The organism is Brachybacterium sp. J144 (assembly GCF_036321705.1).
Classification (GTDB): Bacteria; Actinomycetota; Actinomycetes; order Actinomycetales; family Dermabacteraceae; genus Brachybacterium.
This window is the reverse complement of the sequence record NZ_JAZDCG010000001.1, coordinates 110,384-127,011: the sequence shown is the minus strand read 5'-3', so window position 1 is coordinate 127,011 and position 16,628 is coordinate 110,384. Positions and strand designations below refer to the sequence as shown.

Annotated in this window: 18 protein-coding genes and 1 pseudogene; 5 read left to right on the top strand and 14 right to left on the bottom strand. The window is 72.7% G+C overall.

What is annotated here, in order from left to right; genetic code table 11:
- Positions 1 to 61 precede the first annotated feature (61 nt).
- Complete coding sequence (locus V1260_RS00575; protein WP_329744845.1) at positions 62 to 478, bottom strand: twin-arginine translocase TatA/TatE family subunit; 417 nt, start codon at positions 476 to 478, stop codon at positions 62 to 64.
- A 122-nt stretch (positions 479 to 600) separates the two neighbouring features.
- On the opposite strand from V1260_RS00575, the gene V1260_RS00570 reads away from it, so the two are divergent.
- The gene (locus tag V1260_RS00570; RefSeq protein ID WP_329744844.1) at positions 601 to 1,254 is read left to right on the top strand and encodes an O-methyltransferase; all 654 of its coding nucleotides are present in this window, start codon (positions 601 to 603) and stop codon (positions 1,252 to 1,254) included.
- Positions 1,255 to 1,568: 314 nt separating this feature from the next.
- Here V1260_RS00570 and V1260_RS00565 read toward each other — a convergent pair whose 3' ends face one another.
- The 5 genes from V1260_RS00565 to V1260_RS00545 form a co-directional block, all read right to left on the bottom strand.
- Complete coding sequence (locus V1260_RS00565; RefSeq protein ID WP_329744843.1) at positions 1,569 to 1,739, bottom strand: DUF3117 domain-containing protein; 171 nt, start codon at positions 1,737 to 1,739, stop codon at positions 1,569 to 1,571.
- 77 nt (positions 1,740 to 1,816) lie between these two features.
- On the bottom strand, positions 1,817 to 1,978 hold the full coding sequence (locus V1260_RS00560) for a hypothetical protein (protein WP_329744842.1): 162 nt from the start codon (positions 1,976 to 1,978) through the stop codon (positions 1,817 to 1,819).
- The gene (locus V1260_RS00555) at positions 1,975 to 2,763 is read right to left on the bottom strand and encodes a TIGR00730 family Rossman fold protein (protein ID WP_329744841.1); all 789 of its coding nucleotides are present in this window, start codon (positions 2,761 to 2,763) and stop codon (positions 1,975 to 1,977) included. The genes V1260_RS00560 and V1260_RS00555 overlap by 4 nt, the downstream gene beginning before the upstream one ends.
- The gene (gene dapE, locus V1260_RS00550; protein ID WP_329744840.1) at positions 2,760 to 3,890 is read right to left on the bottom strand and encodes a succinyl-diaminopimelate desuccinylase; all 1,131 of its coding nucleotides are present in this window, start codon (positions 3,888 to 3,890) and stop codon (positions 2,760 to 2,762) included. Before dapE ends, V1260_RS00555 begins: the two co-directional genes overlap by 4 nt.
- 83 nt (positions 3,891 to 3,973) lie before the next feature.
- A complete protein-coding gene (locus tag V1260_RS00545) occupies positions 3,974 to 5,743 on the bottom strand; it encodes an FAD/NAD(P)-binding protein (RefSeq protein WP_329744839.1) in 1,770 nt (589 codons plus the stop codon).
- An 81-nt stretch (positions 5,744 to 5,824) separates the two neighbouring features.
- Here V1260_RS00545 and V1260_RS00540 point away from each other — a divergent pair, with 81 nt between their 5' ends.
- The 3 genes from V1260_RS00540 to V1260_RS00530 all read left to right on the top strand — a co-directional run bounded on the left by V1260_RS00540 (position 5,825) and on the right by V1260_RS00530 (position 8,826).
- Positions 5,825 to 6,739 (top strand): hypothetical protein, encoded by a 915-nt coding sequence (locus V1260_RS00540; protein WP_329744838.1) that lies wholly within the window; start codon positions 5,825 to 5,827, stop codon positions 6,737 to 6,739.
- 124 nt (positions 6,740 to 6,863) lie between these two features.
- A complete protein-coding gene (gene dapD, locus V1260_RS00535) occupies positions 6,864 to 7,856 on the top strand; it encodes a 2,3,4,5-tetrahydropyridine-2,6-dicarboxylate N-succinyltransferase (RefSeq protein WP_329744837.1) in 993 nt (330 codons plus the stop codon).
- 94 nt (positions 7,857 to 7,950) lie between these two features.
- Positions 7,951 to 8,826 carry a hypothetical protein gene (locus tag V1260_RS00530; protein ID WP_442878104.1) on the top strand — a complete coding sequence of 292 codons (876 nt, stop codon included), beginning with the start codon at positions 7,951 to 7,953 and terminating at the stop codon, positions 8,824 to 8,826.
- Positions 8,827 to 8,858: 32 nt separating this feature from the next.
- On the opposite strand, the gene pflA is transcribed toward V1260_RS00530, so the two are convergent.
- From pflA to fdxA, 6 genes and pseudogenes are all read right to left on the bottom strand, one after another.
- On the bottom strand, positions 8,859 to 9,716 hold the full coding sequence (pflA, locus tag V1260_RS00525) for a pyruvate formate-lyase-activating protein (RefSeq protein ID WP_329744835.1): 858 nt from the start codon (positions 9,714 to 9,716) through the stop codon (positions 8,859 to 8,861).
- Positions 9,717 to 9,723: 7 nt separating this feature from the next.
- Positions 9,724 to 9,906, bottom strand: a pseudogene (locus tag V1260_RS00520) (glycine radical domain-containing protein); the annotation flags it as partial.
- Between the two features lie 145 nt (positions 9,907 to 10,051).
- On the bottom strand, positions 10,052 to 12,166 hold the full coding sequence (locus tag V1260_RS00515) for a pyruvate formate lyase family protein (protein ID WP_329744833.1): 2,115 nt from the start codon (positions 12,164 to 12,166) through the stop codon (positions 10,052 to 10,054).
- Between the two features lie 174 nt (positions 12,167 to 12,340).
- Positions 12,341 to 13,738 carry a citrate synthase gene (locus V1260_RS00510; RefSeq protein WP_329744832.1) on the bottom strand — a complete coding sequence of 466 codons (1,398 nt, stop codon included), beginning with the start codon at positions 13,736 to 13,738 and terminating at the stop codon, positions 12,341 to 12,343.
- Between the two features lie 29 nt (positions 13,739 to 13,767).
- Positions 13,768 to 14,940, bottom strand: coding sequence for a succinyldiaminopimelate transaminase (dapC, locus tag V1260_RS00505; protein ID WP_329744831.1), 1,173 nt, complete (start codon positions 14,938 to 14,940; stop codon positions 13,768 to 13,770).
- A gap of 11 nt (positions 14,941 to 14,951) precedes the next feature.
- Positions 14,952 to 15,269: a ferredoxin gene (gene fdxA, locus V1260_RS00500; RefSeq protein ID WP_329744830.1), complete on the bottom strand. Its 318-nt coding sequence runs from the start codon at positions 15,267 to 15,269 to the stop codon at positions 14,952 to 14,954.
- A gap of 144 nt (positions 15,270 to 15,413) precedes the next feature.
- On the opposite strand from fdxA, the gene V1260_RS00495 reads away from it, so the two are divergent.
- Positions 15,414 to 15,686, top strand: coding sequence for an acetyltransferase (locus tag V1260_RS00495; RefSeq protein WP_329744829.1), 273 nt, complete (start codon positions 15,414 to 15,416; stop codon positions 15,684 to 15,686).
- On the opposite strand, the gene V1260_RS00490 is transcribed toward V1260_RS00495, so the two are convergent.
- Both V1260_RS00490 and V1260_RS00485 read right to left on the bottom strand, forming a co-directional pair.
- Complete coding sequence (locus V1260_RS00490) at positions 15,625 to 16,203, bottom strand: CDP-alcohol phosphatidyltransferase family protein (RefSeq protein WP_329744828.1); 579 nt, start codon at positions 16,201 to 16,203, stop codon at positions 15,625 to 15,627. The genes V1260_RS00495 and V1260_RS00490 overlap by 62 nt on opposite strands.
- Positions 16,200 to 16,625, bottom strand: coding sequence for a hypothetical protein (locus V1260_RS00485; protein WP_329744827.1), 426 nt, complete (start codon positions 16,623 to 16,625; stop codon positions 16,200 to 16,202). The genes V1260_RS00490 and V1260_RS00485 overlap by 4 nt, the downstream gene beginning before the upstream one ends.
- Positions 16,626 to 16,628 lie beyond the last annotated feature (3 nt).

The window sequence follows — 16,628 nt, the reverse complement described above, 5'->3', positions numbered from 1 at the left end:
CCCTGGAGACCGGCGTCGTCGGCCGGCTCAGGTGGCCACGGGCTCAGGCGCGTCGGCCGACTCAGGTGGCCTCGGGATCGAAGGGGGCGCGCTTGGGCCCCTCGTCCTTCTTCTTGTCCTTCGTGGAGCTCTTGGACCGGGAGGCGGCCGCGCCCGCGGCGGCACCGCCGGCGGCGACGCTGAGCGCCTCCTTGCTGGGCACGATGTCCTCGAGGGAGGTATCGCCCCAGGCCTCGCGGATGATGCGGCGGGGATCGTACTGGCGCGGGTCGTACTTGCGCAGGTCGTCGATGGCGATGCCCATCTCGTCCTCGACCGTGGCTCGGGAGTCGTCGACCCAGCGACGGGCCTGGCGGACCCAGGTGACGAGCTGCCGTGTGACCTCGGGGAGCCGTTGCGGACCCACGAAGAGCAGGAACACGATCAGCAGGATGACGAGCTCCCACCCGCCCAGTCCCATGAATCCTGTGCCGCCCATGCTCCACCTGTTGATCGGGTCCGACGATTAGCGGTGCCATTATTGCACCGGGAGCAGTAGGCCGGTCCCAGGCTCTGTCGTACAGTTGGCCGGTCAGGAGCAGCGACGGAGAGGGAGCGCGGATGTCGTCCGGAAAGGTGGCCAGCTGGGCCCATGGCGAGGAGTTCCTCGACGAGGCGTCCCTGTTCGCCGACGAGGGCGTGCTCGCTCGGGCGCGCGACCGCGGCAACGAGCTCGGCGCCGCCCCCGTCCTGCCCGGGGCGGGCGCGCTGATGCGCATGCTGGCCGCCGCGGTGCAGGCCCGCACCGCCGTGGAGATCGGCACCGGCAGCGGCGTCGGCTCGCTCTACCTGCTCTCCGGGATGCATCCCGACGGGGTGCTGACCACCATCGATCCCGAGGTCGAGAACCAGCGCGCCGCCCGGGAGGCCTTCTCCGAGGCCCGGGTGCGCACTCCCCGCGTGCGCACGATCGCGGGGCAGCCCCGCGAGGTGGTGGGCCGGCTGACCGACCACGCCTACGACCTGGTGTGCTTCCCCGCCCAGGCACCGCATTCCCTGGATCTGCTGCAGCATGCGCGTCGGCTGCTGCGCCCTGGCGGCGTGCTCGTCGTGCCGCACGCCCTCTTCCACGACCGGGTCGCGGATCCGGCGGCCCGCGACGCCTCGACGCGCGCGGTCCGCGAGCTGCTCCGCGCCGTCTCGGAGTGCGAGGACCTGGTCAGCGTGCTGACCAGCAGCGGCGACGGCGTGCTCGCCGCCGTGCTCCGCCCCTGAGGGCCCTTTCCCCCGCCCTCGCGCCCGTCGCGCCCCTTTCCCCTCGCAGCCCCGAGGTCGCCACCCCCTCGCGCCTCCGGTTAGCCCCACAGACTTGGGCTTATCCGGCGCCGATAAGCCCAAGTCTGCGGGGTTTCCCGTGATCGGGCGGGAGATGGCGGCGGGCGCGACTCTCCGGTGACCTGACGGGTTGGGGCGCGCCCCCTGCCCGCGGCACCCCCGCCCCGCCCCGCCCGCGACGCACCCCACCCCGACACAGCAACGAGGCCTCGCACCGTGCGGTGCGAGGCCCCGAGAGCGGCTGATGCCGTGGATCAGGCCTTGATGACGCCGCCGAGGGCGTCACGCAGCTCCTCGGCCTCCGCTGCCGAGATCTCGACGACCAGACGGCCGCCCCCCTCGAGCGGGACGCGCATGATGATGCTGCGACCTTCCTCGACGACCTCGAGCGGACCGTCTCCGGTGCGCGGCTTCATAGCGGCCATGGCGTGCCTCCTTGATGTGTCGCTGCCCCGAGGTGCTCCCCCGGACGGGGCCTCGGACAGCGCGGGTACGGTGTCCATTATCTCAGGTCCTCGGACCTTCTGGAGCGCCGTGCCCGGTGACGCCTTCGCGGGAGCTCGATCCCGCCCCCGATCCGGCCCAGCGCGACCAGCACCAGGACCACGCCGACGACCACTGCGACGAGCAGCAGCAGGAGCACCATCGGGCTCGCGGCGGTCACCGCTGCGCCGCCTCCCGCAGCACCGCGAGGGCTTCCTCCGCGGTGTCCACCACGCGCAGCAGGTCGATGTCCTCGGGGTTGATGGTGGCCTCGTCCAGCACGGCGCTGCGCAGCCAGTCGAGCAGCCCCTGCCAGTAGGCGCGGCCGACGAGCACCACGGGGAACATCTCGACCTTGTGGGTCTGCATGAGGCACAGGGCCTCGAAGAGCTCGTCGAAGGTGCCGTAACCGCCGGGCATGACGACGAAGCCGCTGGAGTACTTGACGAACATGGTCTTGCGGGCGAAGAAGTAGCGGAAGTCGACGCCGAGGTCGACGTACTGGTTCATCCCCTGCTCGTGCGGCAGCTCGATGCCGAGGCCGACGGAGACGCCGCCCGCTTCCTTGGCGCCGCGGTTCCCGGCCTCCATGATGCCGGGGCCGCCACCGGTGATCACCGCGTAGCCCATCTCCACGATGCCGGCGGCGATCTCCCGGGCCAGCTCGTAATGCGGGTGCCCGGGGGGGAGACGCGCGGAGCCGAAGATGGACACGGCCGGGCCCAGCTCGGCGAGAGCCCCGAAGCCTTCGACGAACTCGGACTGAATGCGCAGCACCCGCCAGGGGTCGGAGTGGACCCAGTCGCCGGGGCCGTCCTCCTCGAGCAGGCGCTGGTCGGTGGTGCGGGTAGGGCGCTGGGCCCCGCGCAGGGTGACCGGCCCCTTGCGATGCTCGCGGTCGCGCAGCGCGGCGCTGTCCGGGGTCGGGGCGGCGCTGTCGGGGGTCGAGGACGTCGGGGTGCTCATGCGTCGAGCGTAGTCGCCGGGGCCGACGGTGCGAGGAACCTCCGCAATCCCGCGAGGGCCGCCTCGAGGTCCGCGACCGGGACGTGCTCGTCGTCGGTGTGGGCGAGCAGCGGGTCCCCAGGGCCGAAGTTGACCGCGGGCGTGCCGAGGGCGGCGAAGCGGGAGACGTCGGTCCAGCCCTGCTTCGCAGCGACCGGGACGTCCGCGCCGAGGGCGGCGAGGAAGGCGCGGGCCGGGGCGGTGTCGAGACCGGGCAGGGCGCCGGGCGCGGCGTCGGTCACCTCGATGTCGAGGTCGAGGCCGGCCAGGACCTCACGCACGTGCGCCTCGGCCTGCTCGACGGAGGTGTCCGGGGCGAAGCGGTAGTTCAGGGTGGCGCTCGCCCGGTCCGGGATGACGTTCCCGGCGATGCCGCCGCTGATCGCGACGGCGTTCAGGCACTCGCGGTACTCGAGCCCGTCGATCACGGCGCGGCGCGCCCCGTAGGCGGCGAGCCGCTCGAGGACGGGAGCGAGATGGTGGATGGCGTTGTCCCCCACCCAGTCCCGGGCGGAGTGGGCGGCGATGCCGCGCGCCGTGACCTCGAGCTTCATGGTGCCCTTGCAGCCGCCCTCGACGCCGGCGGAGGTCGGCTCGCCGAGGATCGCGAAGTCGGCCTCGAGCAGCTCGGGCCGCTCGGCCGCGAGGCGGGTGAGGGAGTTGTCGGCCGCGGCGACCTCCTCGTGGTCGTAGAAGATCCAGGTGAGATCCATGGGGGCGGCGTCGGCCTCGACGGCCAGGGCCAGCAGCACGGCGACCCCGCCCTTCATGTCGCAGCTGCCGCGCCCCCACAGCTCCTCGCGCCCCTCCCGCACCCGGCGACGGGAGGGGAGGTTGCCGGCGAGGGGGACGGTGTCGAGGTGCCCGGCGAGCAGCACGCGCTGCGGGAGTCCGCGGTCGGTGCGGGCGATCACGGTGTCGCCGTCGCGGAGCACCTCGAGGTGCGGGGCGCGATGGAGGAGCGTCTGCTCGATCGCGTCGGCGAGGGCGCGCTCGTTCCCGGAGACCGACTCGATGTCGACGATCGCGGCGGTGAGATCCGCGATCGGGGCGGTGGGGTCCAGGGCGGGGGCGTCGCTCGTGCTCATGGCGGCCATGGTGCCACGGCCGACGGGCGCCGCGGCGGCGGGCAGGTGCCGCTCACGTCGGGCTCCCTCCCGCACCCGACCGCTCACTCCGCGGTCCAGGCACCTCCGGCCCGGGCGAGGCGCAGCGCGACCGCCTCGGCGTGGCGCAGCAGCTGGGCGGAGGTCCCCGGCTCGGCGGTGATCGCGGATCCGGGCTGCGCGGTGGAGACGGGCACGCCCACCATGAGGCGCCGTTCGTAGACGGTGCCGTCGGTGCCGACGGGGGTGTACAGGCCGTCGACGGCGATCGAGCCGGTGAGCATACGGGTGCGGCTGCCGCGGGACGCCCAGGAGTCCTTCTGCGCCTCGCCCCGCTCGCGCCAGGCGCCGAGCAGGGGGCTGCGGTAGGCGGGGAGGTCCACGGGCGGCAGGTGCGCCTCGAGCACGCCGTCGCAGAGCAGGCTCGCACCCTCCGCGCCGCGCACGGCGTAGCGTCCCGCGGCCTCGTCGATGTCGAGGTGCATCCGCGGGCCGACGAAGCGCACGAGCCCCGCCTCCTCGAGGGCGAGCACCTGGCGGGCGCGGAGCACGGGCGGTCCCGAGGCCCAGGAGGCGAAGGCGTTGCGGAGGTGGCCGTCGATGTCGCGGCGCACCGACTCGGTCGTATAGGCACCGAGGTCGATCAGCCGATTGACCTGCACCCGCATCGCGATCAGCACGCGATATACGAGCACCCACGCGGGGTCCGGGGCGGTTGCGGCGCGCAGCGCCTCCCGCAGCACGTCGCGGGTGCGGCGGTGCGCGTCCTCGGCGGCGCGGGCGTCCCCGCCGCGGCGGCCGAAGGGGAACAGCAGCGGGAGCAGGGCCTCGTCGCGGGCGAGCTCGGCGAATCCCGCCCCGGCGAGCGCGCGGCGCAGCTCGGCGAGGATCAGCGGCATGACCTCGCGCTCGTGGTCCACGCCGGCGGGGCGCACGGCGAGCTCGAGCACCCGCTCGGGGGTGAGGACCTCGGGCGCGTAGGGGGCCGGCAGCTCGGTGCCGAGATCGGGCTTCGGGCGGTAGACCATCCCCGAGCGGGAGCCGACCACGAGCAGCGGCTCGCCGCCGCCGGGCAGGTAACGGAGGCCCGAGGGAGCCTCGTCGTCCGGCACGAAGCGGCCGCCCGCCACGGAGGTGAGCATGCCGATCGCGTCGTAGAAGTTCAGCCCCATCCCCTGCACCGCGACGGCCCCGCGGCCGAGCATCGCGGCGTAGTCGACCTCGAGCGGGTTGGCGGGGCCGAGGTGCAGCAGGCCGTGGCGCTCGGCGGCGTCGGCGAGCTGCTGGGAGCGGGGGCCGAGGGCGGTCGCGAGGTGGCCGAGCGCCAGGGCGACGGCGTCGACGCGCAGCACCCTCCCGTCATCGAGCCGCACCCGCTGGGGACCGTCGGCGGGCCCGGTGACGTCGACCGCCTCGGCGGCGTGCGGGACGATCCGCAGCCGCTCCGGGTCGGCATCGGCGATCGCGCGCTCGAGGACGGCGGCGAGGTATCGCCCGTGGGCGGCGCGCGAGGCGAAGTCGGTGGGGGCGTATCCCTCGGCGGCGAGATGGTCGGCGAGGGTGTCCCGGTGCGCGGCGGGGAGCTGGGGATGGCAGCTCGCATCGGGGTAGAGCGTGGTCTGGCAGGTGGTGGTGTTCATGAGCAGCACCTCGGGCTGGTCATGACGCCACACCGCTCCCCCGCGCCCCACGAGCGGATCGATCACGTGGACGGTGAGCGGCCCTTGCCAGGACCCGGTGCGGGAGGCGGCGACGAGCCGTTCGACGATCGCCGTGCCGCGGGGACCGGCGCCGACGACGGCGAGGGTGCGCAGGGGCTCGGAGCGATCGGTCATCCTCCCAGTATGCGATGCCCTGTGCGGTGGTCCGACTCGTGTCGGGCACCGTCGGCCGACGGGTTCTGGGACCATGGACGCATGTCGACCGCGCCGCCGCCCCGCCATCTGCCCCGTGCCGTCTCCTCGGAGATGCCGCGGCTGATGGGCGGCCGTCAGCTCGCGCGGATCCGGGCGATCGCCGAGTCGACGCCGCTGCCGGAGGAGCGGGCGCTGGCCGATGCCGCCGTGCTCACGGCCTGGCTGACCCCGGCGCAGCGCTCCCGCTACGCCCGCTCCCTGCGCAGCGGACCGGGGCCCGAGGAGTTCGCGGAGCGCCTGGCCGATGAGCGTCGGGTCGCGCTCGAGGAGGACCACGAGGCGCTGGTCGAGGAGCTGGAGTTGGCCGCCGCGGCGCAGCGTGCCGCGCGGCAGACCCCCTGGCGGGTCCTCGAGGGACTGCTCCTGCTCACGGCGCTCGGCCTCCTGGCGTCCGTCGCCGTTCTCGATGCGTGGCCCCGCGACCGGGCGTCGGCGCTCACCCTCTCGGCGTACCCGGAGGAGCTGGCGTGGCTCGTCGGCGGGGCGGCGCTGTCGCTGCTGGTGGCCGCGGTCGTCGGGTCGGTGGCGACCCGCCGCCGGGACCGGGCGCTGCTGGACTGGGCCGTGGACCGTCCGGGCCAGCTGGGCCGCGGCCTGCCGATGGCGATCGGGCCGCAGCGCGAATCGGCCGGACCGGCGATCCTGCGCGCTCTGGGCCCCGCGCTGCTGCTCGCGGCCGGGGTGCTGGCCCTCGTCGCCGGGGCGGCGGTGCTGCTGATCGCGCTGCTCGCCGTCGGCGAGAGCGACCTGCTGACCTCCTCCCTCGCCGCACTCGTCGGCGGAGCGGTGCTCATCGCCGCCGCGGCGCTGTGGAGCCATCTGAACGGCCGACGGCTCGAGCGGGTCGTGCGCCGGGCCCGCGCGATCGAGTGGGTCGGCTCCGCGACCTCGGGCAGTGCGACGCCGGCGGTGTGAGCGGCGCGGCGGCGCCGACCTCCGGCACGTCGCGGTGCACCATGTCCCCGGCCCTCGTGTGTCCTTCGCCCCGCCCGTCGGACTCCCCCGGCTCCTTCTCGGGACCGCTCCGTAGACTCGCCCCATGACTTCTTCGACGACGGACACCTCCGCCCCGACGACCGCTCCCGCCACCCACGCGTGGGGCATCGGTCTGGCCACGCTGGCCGCCGACGGCTCGACCCTGGACGCCTGGTACCCGGCTCCGCAGCTCGGCGAGGCGCCCGCGGATCCCGCGGCCCACCCCCTCCACGCGCAGCTCGCCGCCGCCGCGACCCAGGACGAGGTGCGCGCCACCACCCAGGAAGTCGTGGTCCGCGCGATCGACCTCACCGCCGCCCCGGCCGATGCGGCCGACGCCTATCTGCGCCTGCACCTGCTCTCCCACCGGCTCGTGCAGCCCAACGCCCAGAACCTCGACGGCCTGTTCGGAGCGCTCACCAACGTGGTGTGGACCTCCGAGGGTCCCTGCGCGGTGACCGGCTTCGAGGAGACCCGCCTGCGCCTGATCGCGGCGGGACGCACCCCGACGGTGTTCTCGGTCGACAAGTTCCCGCGCATGGTCGACTACGTGCTGCCCGCCGGTGTGCGCATCGGCGACGCGGACCGCGTGCGCCTGGGCGCCCACCTCGCCGAGGGCACCACGGTGATGCACGAGGGCTTCGTGAACTTCAACGCCGGCACCCTCGGCACCTCGATGATCGAGGGCCGCATCTCCCAGGGCGTCATTGTCGAGGACGGCTCCGACGTGGGCGGCGGCGCTTCCACGATGGGCACTCTCTCCGGCGGCGGCACCGAGCGGGTCCGCATCGGCCGCCGCTCGCTGATCGGCGCGGAGGCCGGGATCGGCATCGCCCTCGGCGACGACTGCGTGGTCGAGGCGGGGCTGTACGTCACCGCCGGCACCAAGGTCACGGTGGTCGGCGAGGCCGGCGTCGAGCCGCACGTGGTCAAGGCCCGTGAGCTCTCCGGCGTGCCGAACCTGCTCTTCCGCCGCAACTCGCTGACCGGTGCGGTCGAGGTCGTCGCCCGGGCCGGGCAGACCGTCGCCCTCAACGAGGCGCTGCACGCCAACTGACAGTTCCCGCCCGCACCACCCGAAGGGATCCGAGGTGACGCATCGCGCCCGCCCCGCGCGCTCCGCGACGCGTCACCTCGCGATCCCCCTGGTGATGGTGCTGCTGCTGGGCGGGATCGCCGGCGGCTCCTATCTCGCGCTCGAGCGCTACGGCTCCCCCGCCCACGCCGGGACCTGCGTCGCCACCGGCCTCGGGACCAGCCACCGCTACACCACCGACCGCGTCGCGAACGCCGCGCTGATCAGCGCGATCGCCGTGGACCGGGGCATGCCGCCGCGCGCGGCGTCGATCGCGCTCGCGACGGCCTATCAGGAGTCGCGCCTGCAGAACATCGACCACGGCGACCGCGACTCGCTGGGGCTGTTCCAGCAACGGCCCTCGCAGGGGTGGGGCTCGGAGGAGGAGATCATGGATCCGATCTACTCCACCAACGCCTTCTACGACGCGCTCGAGCAGGTCGAGGGCTATACGCAGGGCGACATCAACGACGTGGCCCAGGAGGTGCAGCGCAGCGGCTTCCCGGAGGCGTACCGGGACCACGAGACCGAGGGGCGGCTGTACGCCTCCGCGCTCACCGGGCAGTCCGGGGCGAACCTGGTCTGCTCCCTCGAGGATGTCGGGGCGACCGTCTCCCCCGAGCAGGTCCGTGCCGAGATCGCCCGGCAGTTCCCGCGCCTGACCGACGCGGGCCGGATCACGACGGCTCTCGCGGGCGCGGCCGAGTCGGCGCCGCAGGTGCCCGGCGGGGCAGGGTCCACCGCGCTGGTGATCGACGTCGGCGGCGACGAGACGCTCGGCTGGGCGCTCGCGAACTGGGCCGTGGCCCGCGCGGCCGACGACGCCGTGGTGCAGGTCAGCTTTCAGGGTCGGGTCTGGGATCGCGCGGTGCGGGGCGAGCAGGCCGCGCGATGGGCGGACGCCGACGGCGGCGACACCGAGCGAGTGGTGGTGCTGGTCGCCGGCGGCTGAGGCGTCCGGAGCAGTCCGGGGCGCCCCCGGGCTCAGAAGACCGTGAGCCCACGGTCACGGAACTGCTCGCGGACCCGCTCGACCACCTCGGCGGACGGCGGGGCGACATCCCGGAGCCGGTACTCCATGCCGAGGCTGTCCCACTTGTCCTGGCCCATGTTGTGGAAGGGCAGCACCTCGACGCGGTCCACGACCGCGGACCAGCGCTCGACGATGTCCGCGACCCGCTCGACGTTCTCGACGTCGTCGGTCCATCCGGGGACGACCACGAAGCGGATCCACACCCGGGCGGTGCCGCGCGCGGCGAGCCGGTCCCCGAAGTCGATCGTCGGCTGCAGGGAGCGGCCGGTCAGCGCCCGGTACGCCTCCTCACTGCCGGACTTGACGTCCAGCAGCACCAGGTCGACGTCCTCGAGCATCGCGTCGGAGGCGGCGGCGCCGAGATAGCCGGAGGTGTCGATCGCGGTGTGCACCCCCATCTCGCGGGCCGCGTGCAGCACCCGCGCCGCGGCGGCGGGCTGCATCAGCACCTCCCCGCCGGAGAGGGTGATCCCCCCGCCGGTGGAGCGGAACACGGGCCGGTAGCGGCGGACCTTGCGGATCAGCTCGGAGACCTCGACCTCCTCGCCGCGGCGCCGCTCCATGGTGTCGGGGTTGTGGCAGTAGACGCAGCGCAGCGGGCAGCCGGCGAAGAACACCGTCAGCCGGGTACCGGGACCGTCGACGGCGGTGACCAGCTCCCAGGAGTGGACCGAGGCGACCTCTCCCGCGCGGATTGCCCGGAGGCGCTCGGCGCGGTCGAGGTCCGCGGCGGCCACGCCGTCGAGCCCGGCCCCGTGGCGACGGGGCACGGTCGGGGCGGGCACCGCGGGGAGAGCGATGTCGGTCATGGCGGGGTCAGGCCCCCTGGTGGAAGGTGCGGTCCAGGACGTCGAGCTGCTGCTCGCGGGTGAGCTTCACGAAGTTCACCGCGTAGCCGGAGACGCGGACGGTCAGGTTCGGGTAGTTCTCCGGGTGCTCCATCGCGTCGATCAGCGTGTCCTTGTTGAGCACGTTGATGTTGGCGTGGAACAGGCCGGACTCGGCGTTGTTCCGGGCGCGGTTCGCGCGCATGGACGCCAGGCGGCTGTCGAAGGTGGGGGTGCTCATCGGTGTCTCCTCGGGGTGTGCGGGGTGGTGGGTGCGGTCGGCCGATGGGGAGGTCCCGTCGGTCCGGGTGGATCCGTCAGTCCTGGTCGATGAGGAAGCCAGCATCGAGGATGCCGACGAGGTTGGCGACCTGCTCATCCTTGGTGCGGCCGAGCCCCTGCGGGGTGATGGTGTTGGTCAGCGAGATGCCGTCGAGGGCGTCCTGGTAGTCGAGCTTGCCGACCGACAGCATCGAGGCGACCATCCCGTGGGTGTCGGCGCCGTTCTCCGGGTTCGCCCCCGGGGAGAAGGGCGTCCCCGCCCGGTGCCCCGAGGGGAAGGACCCGGTGGCCTTCCCGTAGACGACGTTCGAGGTGATCGTCAGCACCGACTGCGTGGGGATCGCGTCGCGGTACATCGGGATCGCGCTGATCTTCTGCATCACGGTGTGCACGATCGTCGCCGCGATGTCGTCGGCGCGGTCGTCGTCGTTGCCGTAGCGGGGGAACTCGCCCTCGGTCACGTAGTCGACGATCAGTCCGGTCTCGTCCCGCACCGGGGTGACCTGCGCGTAGCGGATCGCGGAGAGGGAGTCCGCGACGATCGACAGGCCCGCGATGCCGCAGCCCATGGTGCGCACGATCTCGCTGTCGTGCAGCGCCATCTCGATCGCCTCGTAGGCGTAGCGGTCGTGGCTGTAGTGGATGATGTTCAGCGCCTCGACGTAGGTGCCGACCACCCAGTCGAGCATCTCCTCGTAGCGCTGCCAGACCTCGTCGAAGTCCAGCGGTCCCTCGCCCGTGATCGGGGTGTGCAGCCCGGGCTCGGTGATCTGCTTGCCGGAGACCTCGTCGCGGCCGCCGTTCAGGGCGTACAGCAGGGCCTTGCCGGCGTTGACGCGAGCACCGAAGAACTGCATCTGCTTGCCGACCCGCATCGGGGAGACGCAGCAGGCGATCGCGGCGTCGTCACCCCAGCGCTCGCGGATCTGCGCGTCGGACTCGTACTGGATCGAGGAGGTCTCGATGGAGATCGCGGAGCAGAACTCCTTGTACCCCTCGGGCAGGGCAGGGTCCCAGAAGATGGTGATGTTGGGCTCCGGGGCAGGGCCGAGGTTGCGCAGGGTCTGCAGCAGCCGGAACGACGTCTTCGTGACCAGCGGTCGACCGTCCTCGGCGAATCCGGCGTCGGACCAGGTCGCCCAGTAGGGGTCGCCGGAGAAGATCTGGTCGTAGTCGATGGTGCGCAGGAAGCGGACGATGCGCAGCTTGATCACGAGCGCGTCGATGATCTCCTGCGCCGCGGACTCGGTGAGGGTGCCCGCTGCGAGATCCCGCTGGAAGTACACGTCGAGGAAGCCGGAGAGGCGACCGATGGACATCGCGGCGCCGTCCTGGCTCTTCACCGAGGCGAGGTACGCCATGTAGGTCCACTGCACGGCCTCCTGGGCGGTCGCCGCGGGGCGACGCAGGTCCAGACCGTAGATCTCGCCGAGGCGGATCAGCTTCTGCAACGCCTTGATCTGCTCGGAGTGCTCCTCGCGGTAGCGGGCCCAGTGCTCGGAGAAGCCCTGGTCCGCGACGGCGTCCTTCGCGGTCTTCTTCTCCGCGATCAGGGCGTCCGCGCCGTACAGGGCGAGGCGGCGGTAGTCGCCGATGATGCGGCCGCGGCCGTAGGCGTCCGGCAGGCCGGTGATGATGTGGCTCGAGCGGGCGGCGCGGATCCGCGGGGTGTAGATGTCGAAGACGCCGTCGTTGTGGGTCTTGCGGTGCTTGGTGAAGATCTCCCGGATCCGCGGATCGGGTTCCTTGCCCGCCTCCCGGATCGCGGTCTCGACCATGCGCCAGCCGCCGCTGGGCATCATGGCGCGCTTCAGCGGCACGTCGGTCTGCAGGCCGACGATCACGTCGTCGTCCTCGCTGATGTACCCGGCGGGGAAGGCGTCGATGTCCGCGGGGGTCTCGGTGTCGACGTCGTAGACGCGGCGCCGCCGCTCCTCCGAGAGATAGGTCCGCTCGAGGTGGTCCCAGAGCCGGAGGGTCTTCTCGGTGGGGCCGGCGAGGAAGGAGGCATCGCCCTCGTAGGGCGCGTAGTTGCGCTGGATGAAGTCGCGCACGTCGATGCCGTCCTGCCACGGGCCGGGGGTGAATCCCGCCCAGGCATCACCTCCGGCGGCCTCGGCGGCGACGCGATCGGTGGTGGCTGACGTCATGGCGATCCTCCTCGGGAGCGGGAGGGCCGGTCGGGACGATGCCCTCCGCGATGTCTCCACCGTAGGCCCGCGGGAGGGTCTCGCCCCGGGCAGTTGGTCCCGCGGAGGACCTGCGGCGATGTCGCGCCCGTCACGTCCTCGCAGGACATGCGACGGGCCCGTCGGGTCAGCGGATCAGTGGTCCAGGCGACGCTCGCGCGCGAGCTTCTCCTGGTACGCGCGGCGCTCGGCCTCGACCTCGGAGGCGAGCTGCTCGAGACGCAGCTCGGTGGTGCCGGTGCGGGACTCCATCGGCACGTAGTCGCGCTCGGACTCGCCGATGTAGATCTGGCGGGGGCGCCCGATCTTCGTCTCGGGATCGTGGATCATCTCCTGCCACTGCGCGATCCAGCCGGGCAGGCGGCCGATCGCGAACAGGACCGTGAACATGTGGGTGGGGAACCCAATGGCCTTGTAGATGATGCCGGTGTAGAAATCGACGTTCGGGTAGAGCTTGCGCTCGACGAAGTAGTCGTCCTTCAGCGCGATCTCCTCGAGCTTCATCGCCAGCTCGAGGCGCTCGTCGTGGACCCCGAGCCGCTCGAGGACGTCGTCGGCGATCTTCTTGACGAACTTCGCACGCGGGTCGTAGTTCTTGTAGACCCGGTGGCCGAAGCCCATCAGACGGATGCCGTCCTCCTTGTTCTTCACCTTCTCCATGAAGTCGCGGGGGTCCATGCCCTCGTCGCGGATGGTGTTCAGCATCTCCATCACGGCGGCGTTCGCACCGCCGTGGGCGGGGCCGGAGAGGGCGCCGATGCCGGCGGAGATCGAGGTGAACAGGTTCGCCTGCGCGGAGCCGACCAGGCGCACCGCCGAGGTGGAGCAGTTCTGCTCGTGATCGGCGTGGAGGATCAGCAGCTGCTCCATGGCCCGCACCACGACCGGATCCGCGATGTACTCCTCGACGGGGAAGCCGAAAGTCAGGCGCAGGAAGTTCTCGATCAGGGAGAGCCGGTTGTCCGGGTAGAGGAGGGCGTGGCCCTGCGCGATGCGGTGCGCGTAGGCGGCCATGGTGGGCACCTTGGCGAGCAGCCGCACGGAGGACAGGCGAACCTGCTCCTCGTCGAAGGGGTTCAGCGAGTCCTGGTAGAAGGTCGACAGGCCCGAAACGCCCGCCTGCAGCACCGCCATCGGGTGGGCATCGCGGGGGAAGCCGTCGAACATGCGCCGGAAGCGCTCGTCGAGCAGGGTGCGCCGCTCGACCTGGGCCACGAAGTTCTCCAGCTGGCCCTGCGTGGGCAGCTCGCCGTGGATCAGGAGGTAGGACACCTCGAGGAAGGTCGAGCTCTCGGCCAGCTGCTCGATCGGGTAGCCGCGGTAGCGCAGGATCCCCTCATCGCCGTCGATGTAGGTGATCGCCGACTTGGCGTTGGCGGTGTTCATGAAACCGGGGTCGTAGGTCACGTCCCCGGTCTCCTTGCGCAGCGGGCCGATCCCGACGCCGGAGTTGCCCTCCACCGACGGGACGACCGGCAGGTCCAGGGACTTCTCCCCGAGGGTGAGGCGGGCGGTCGACGTGGGCTGATCCATGGGCTCTCCGTTGTGCGTGGTCGGATCGTTCAGAGGCGCGCGAGGCGCTGTGCGGCGGCGGCGATGCGCTCGTCGGTGGCGGTGAGGGCGATGCGGACGAAGGTCCCTCCCCCCTCACCATAGAACATGCCGGGGGCGACCAGCACACCGGCCGAGGCGAGGCGTTCGACGCTCGCCATCGACTCCTCGCCGAAGGTGGTCCACAGGTACAGACCGGCCTCGGAGCCGTGGATCCGGCCCCCCGCCGCCTCGACCGCGGGGGCGAGGAGGGCGCGGCGGGCGCGGTAGACCTCGTGCTGGGCGGCGGCGGCCGCATCGTCGCCGAGGGCGGCGGTCATGGCGATCTGCATCGGACCGGGCAGCATCATCCCGGCCTGCTTGCGCACCGCGACGAGCTCGCCGACGAGAGCGGGATCACCCGCGACGAAGGCGGCCCGGTAGCCGGCGAGATTGGACTGCTTGGACAGCGAGTACACGCAGAGCAGCCCGTCGAGGGAGCCGCCGTTGACCCGCGGATCGAGCACCGAGGGCACCTCGTCGACGGTCCAGGGCAGCAGGGCGTAGCACTCGTCGGAGGCGACGATGATCCCGCGCTCCCGCGCCCAGGCGACCACCGCGGCGAGCTGCGCGGCCGAGAGCACCTCTCCCGTCGGGTTCGAGGGGCTGTTCAGCCAGAGCAGACGGATCCGGTCGACGGCCGCGGCATCCGGCAGCGCCGCATCGCCGTGCGCGGCGAGGGCGGCCACGTCCACGGGCAGCGGCTCGGCGCCGACGAACCGGACACCCATGTCGTAGGTGGGATAGGCGATGTGCGGGAAGGCCACCGCATCGCCCGCCCCGAGACCGAGCTGGAAGGGCAGGTGCGCGACCAGCTCCTTGGAGCCGACGGTGGGCAGCACCGCGTCGGCGGTGAGGTCCTCCCCCGCCCCGCGGCGGCGGCGCAGGAAGTCGACGAGCGCCGCGCGCAGTGCGAGGGTGCCGATGGTCTGCGGGTAGCCGGGGCTGTCCGCGGCGGCCGCGAGCGCGGCCTGCACGGAGGCCGGGGTCGGGTCGACGGGGGTGCCGACCGAGAGGTCCACGAGGCCCTCCGGATGGGCGGCGGCCCGCTGCTTCGCACCGGTGAGGGCGTCCCAGGGGAAGGCGGGCAGGCGTCCGGCGAGCGACCGCCGGGCGGCTCCGGCGGGGCGGGTCTCCTCGGTCATGGCGGCTCGGCTCAGTTCTGCGGCGGCAGCGCCGCGATGAGGGGGTGGTCCTTGTCGATGACGCCCATCTTGGCCGCGCCGCCGGGGGCGCCGAGGTCGTCGAAGAAGTGGACGTTCGCGTCGTAGTACTCGGCCCACTGGTCGGGGACGTCGTCCTCGTAGTAGATCGCCTCGACCGGGCACACCGGCTCGCAGGCGCCGCAGTCCACGCACTCGTCGGGCTGGATGTACAGCGACCGGGTGCCCTCGTAGATGCAGTCCACCGGGCACTCGTCCACGCAGGCGCGATCCTTCACGTCCACGCAGGGCAGGGCGATCACATAGGTCATGGGGCGGCGTCCTTCCGGTCTCGAGCCGGGTCCATTCTGTCATTCCCCCGCCTCGCGACCCCTCTCCGTCCCCGGCCGCTCGGCGCGGACGTGATGCGAGGAACACCCCGTCGGCCGCGGGCCCCGGACCGCTAGCCTCGGGGGATGGACGAGCAGAGCCCGGATCGGGTCCGCGCCGGATGGGCGCCCTTCCTCCAGGAGGGGCGCCGCGTCGTGATCCGCTCCGCGATCGACCGCTCCCGTTCCCCGCACGGCGAGTCGATGACCGATGCGCTGGGCACCGTGATCGCGACCGATGAGGAGTCGGTGACGGTGATGACGCGCCGCGGCGAGGTGAGGGTGCCCCGGGTGCTGATCATCGCGACGAAGGAGGTCCCGCCGCCGCCGGTGCGTCGGGTGCGGGACGCCGCGCCCTGAGGATGTAGTCCGCCGCGGAGACGACGTGCAGGACCACGCCGATCCACACCAGCACCTGCACCGCGCCGATCAGGCCGGGGGCCCACGCGGCCGCTGCGACCAGCAGGAACACGGAGGACATCAGCACGAAGGTGCGGACCTTCCCGAGCCGGGAGACGGCGATGCGCCCGCCCAGCGCGGCGCGGGTGGCGAGCGCCGCCATCGCCACGTCCATCAGCAGGATCAGCACCAGCGCCGCCCAGGGCAGCAGGCCCGCGAGGGCGAGGGTGAGGACGATCGCGGCGAGTCCCAGCCGGTCCGCGATCGGGTCGATGATCTCGCCGACGCGGCTGGTCTGGTCCAGGGTGCGGGCCAGGAGCCCGTCGACCCAGTCGGTGCTCGCCCAGACCAGCAGCAGCACCACGGCGAGGGTGTCCGGGCCGTCCAGCAGCAGGCGGCACACCGGGAGCAGCAGCACGAAGCGCAGCAGGGTGACCAGGTTGGGCAGGGTCGCCCAGTCGCGCCGGGGTGAGCTCATCGCCGCCTCCGCCGCAGGGTCACCACGAGCGCCGCCGCGAAGGGGACCAGGATCCCGATGCCCTGCACGATCCAGCCCGCGTACTGGGTCTGCTCGGCGACGACGGCGGGGACCAGCACCCCGCCGCCCGCTCCTCTGCCGAGGAACGGGCCGGCGATCAGCCCCCACAGCGAACCGAGGAGCAGCAGCGGCAGCCGGGCCCCGGTCGAGGCGACCAGGAAAACGCAGGCCGTGACCTGGAACAGCAGCCCCAGCAGCAGACCCGTCGGCACCTGCACCGACCCGAGATCGAGCCGCATCCGATGCGTGGTGATCAGGAACAGCACCGAGATCACGGCGATCACCACCGCCATCACCGCCTGGGAGACCCGGGCGGAGACGGAGGTGGTGTCGACCGTTCTCGGGCCGTTCGGGGGCGTCACCGG

Bases quoted from the DNA above. Each gene is read 5' to 3' on its own strand.
- pflA (WP_329744835.1), bottom strand. From the start codon at position 9,716: ATGACCGACATCGCTCTCCCCGCGGTGCCCGCCCCGACCGTGCCCCGT.
- V1260_RS00515 (WP_329744833.1), bottom strand. From the start codon at position 12,166: ATGACGTCAGCCACCACCGATCGCGTCGCCGCCGAGGCCGCCGGAGGT.
- V1260_RS00575 (WP_329744845.1), bottom strand. From the start codon at position 478: ATGGGCGGCACAGGATTCATGGGACTGGGCGGGTGGGAGCTCGTCATC.
- fdxA (WP_329744830.1), bottom strand. From the start codon at position 15,269: ATGACCTATGTGATCGCCCTGCCCTGCGTGGACGTGAAGGATCGCGCC.
- dapD (WP_329744837.1), top strand. From the start codon at position 6,864: ATGACTTCTTCGACGACGGACACCTCCGCCCCGACGACCGCTCCCGCC.
- V1260_RS00565 (WP_329744843.1), bottom strand. From the start codon at position 1,739: ATGGCCGCTATGAAGCCGCGCACCGGAGACGGTCCGCTCGAGGTCGTC.
- V1260_RS00495 (WP_329744829.1), top strand. From the start codon at position 15,414: ATGGACGAGCAGAGCCCGGATCGGGTCCGCGCCGGATGGGCGCCCTTC.
- V1260_RS00540 (WP_329744838.1), top strand. From the start codon at position 5,825: ATGTCGACCGCGCCGCCGCCCCGCCATCTGCCCCGTGCCGTCTCCTCG.
- V1260_RS00570 (WP_329744844.1), top strand. From the start codon at position 601: ATGTCGTCCGGAAAGGTGGCCAGCTGGGCCCATGGCGAGGAGTTCCTC.
- V1260_RS00510 (WP_329744832.1), bottom strand. From the start codon at position 13,738: ATGGATCAGCCCACGTCGACCGCCCGCCTCACCCTCGGGGAGAAGTCC.
- dapC (WP_329744831.1), bottom strand. From the start codon at position 14,940: ATGACCGAGGAGACCCGCCCCGCCGGAGCCGCCCGGCGGTCGCTCGCC.
- V1260_RS00530 (WP_442878104.1), top strand. From the start codon at position 7,951: ATGGTGCTGCTGCTGGGCGGGATCGCCGGCGGCTCCTATCTCGCGCTC.
- V1260_RS00490 (WP_329744828.1), bottom strand. From the start codon at position 16,203: ATGAGCTCACCCCGGCGCGACTGGGCGACCCTGCCCAACCTGGTCACC.
- V1260_RS00555 (WP_329744841.1), bottom strand. From the start codon at position 2,763: ATGAGCACCCCGACGTCCTCGACCCCCGACAGCGCCGCCCCGACCCCG.
- dapE (WP_329744840.1), bottom strand. From the start codon at position 3,890: ATGAGCACGAGCGACGCCCCCGCCCTGGACCCCACCGCCCCGATCGCG.
- V1260_RS00545 (WP_329744839.1), bottom strand. From the start codon at position 5,743: ATGACCGATCGCTCCGAGCCCCTGCGCACCCTCGCCGTCGTCGGCGCC.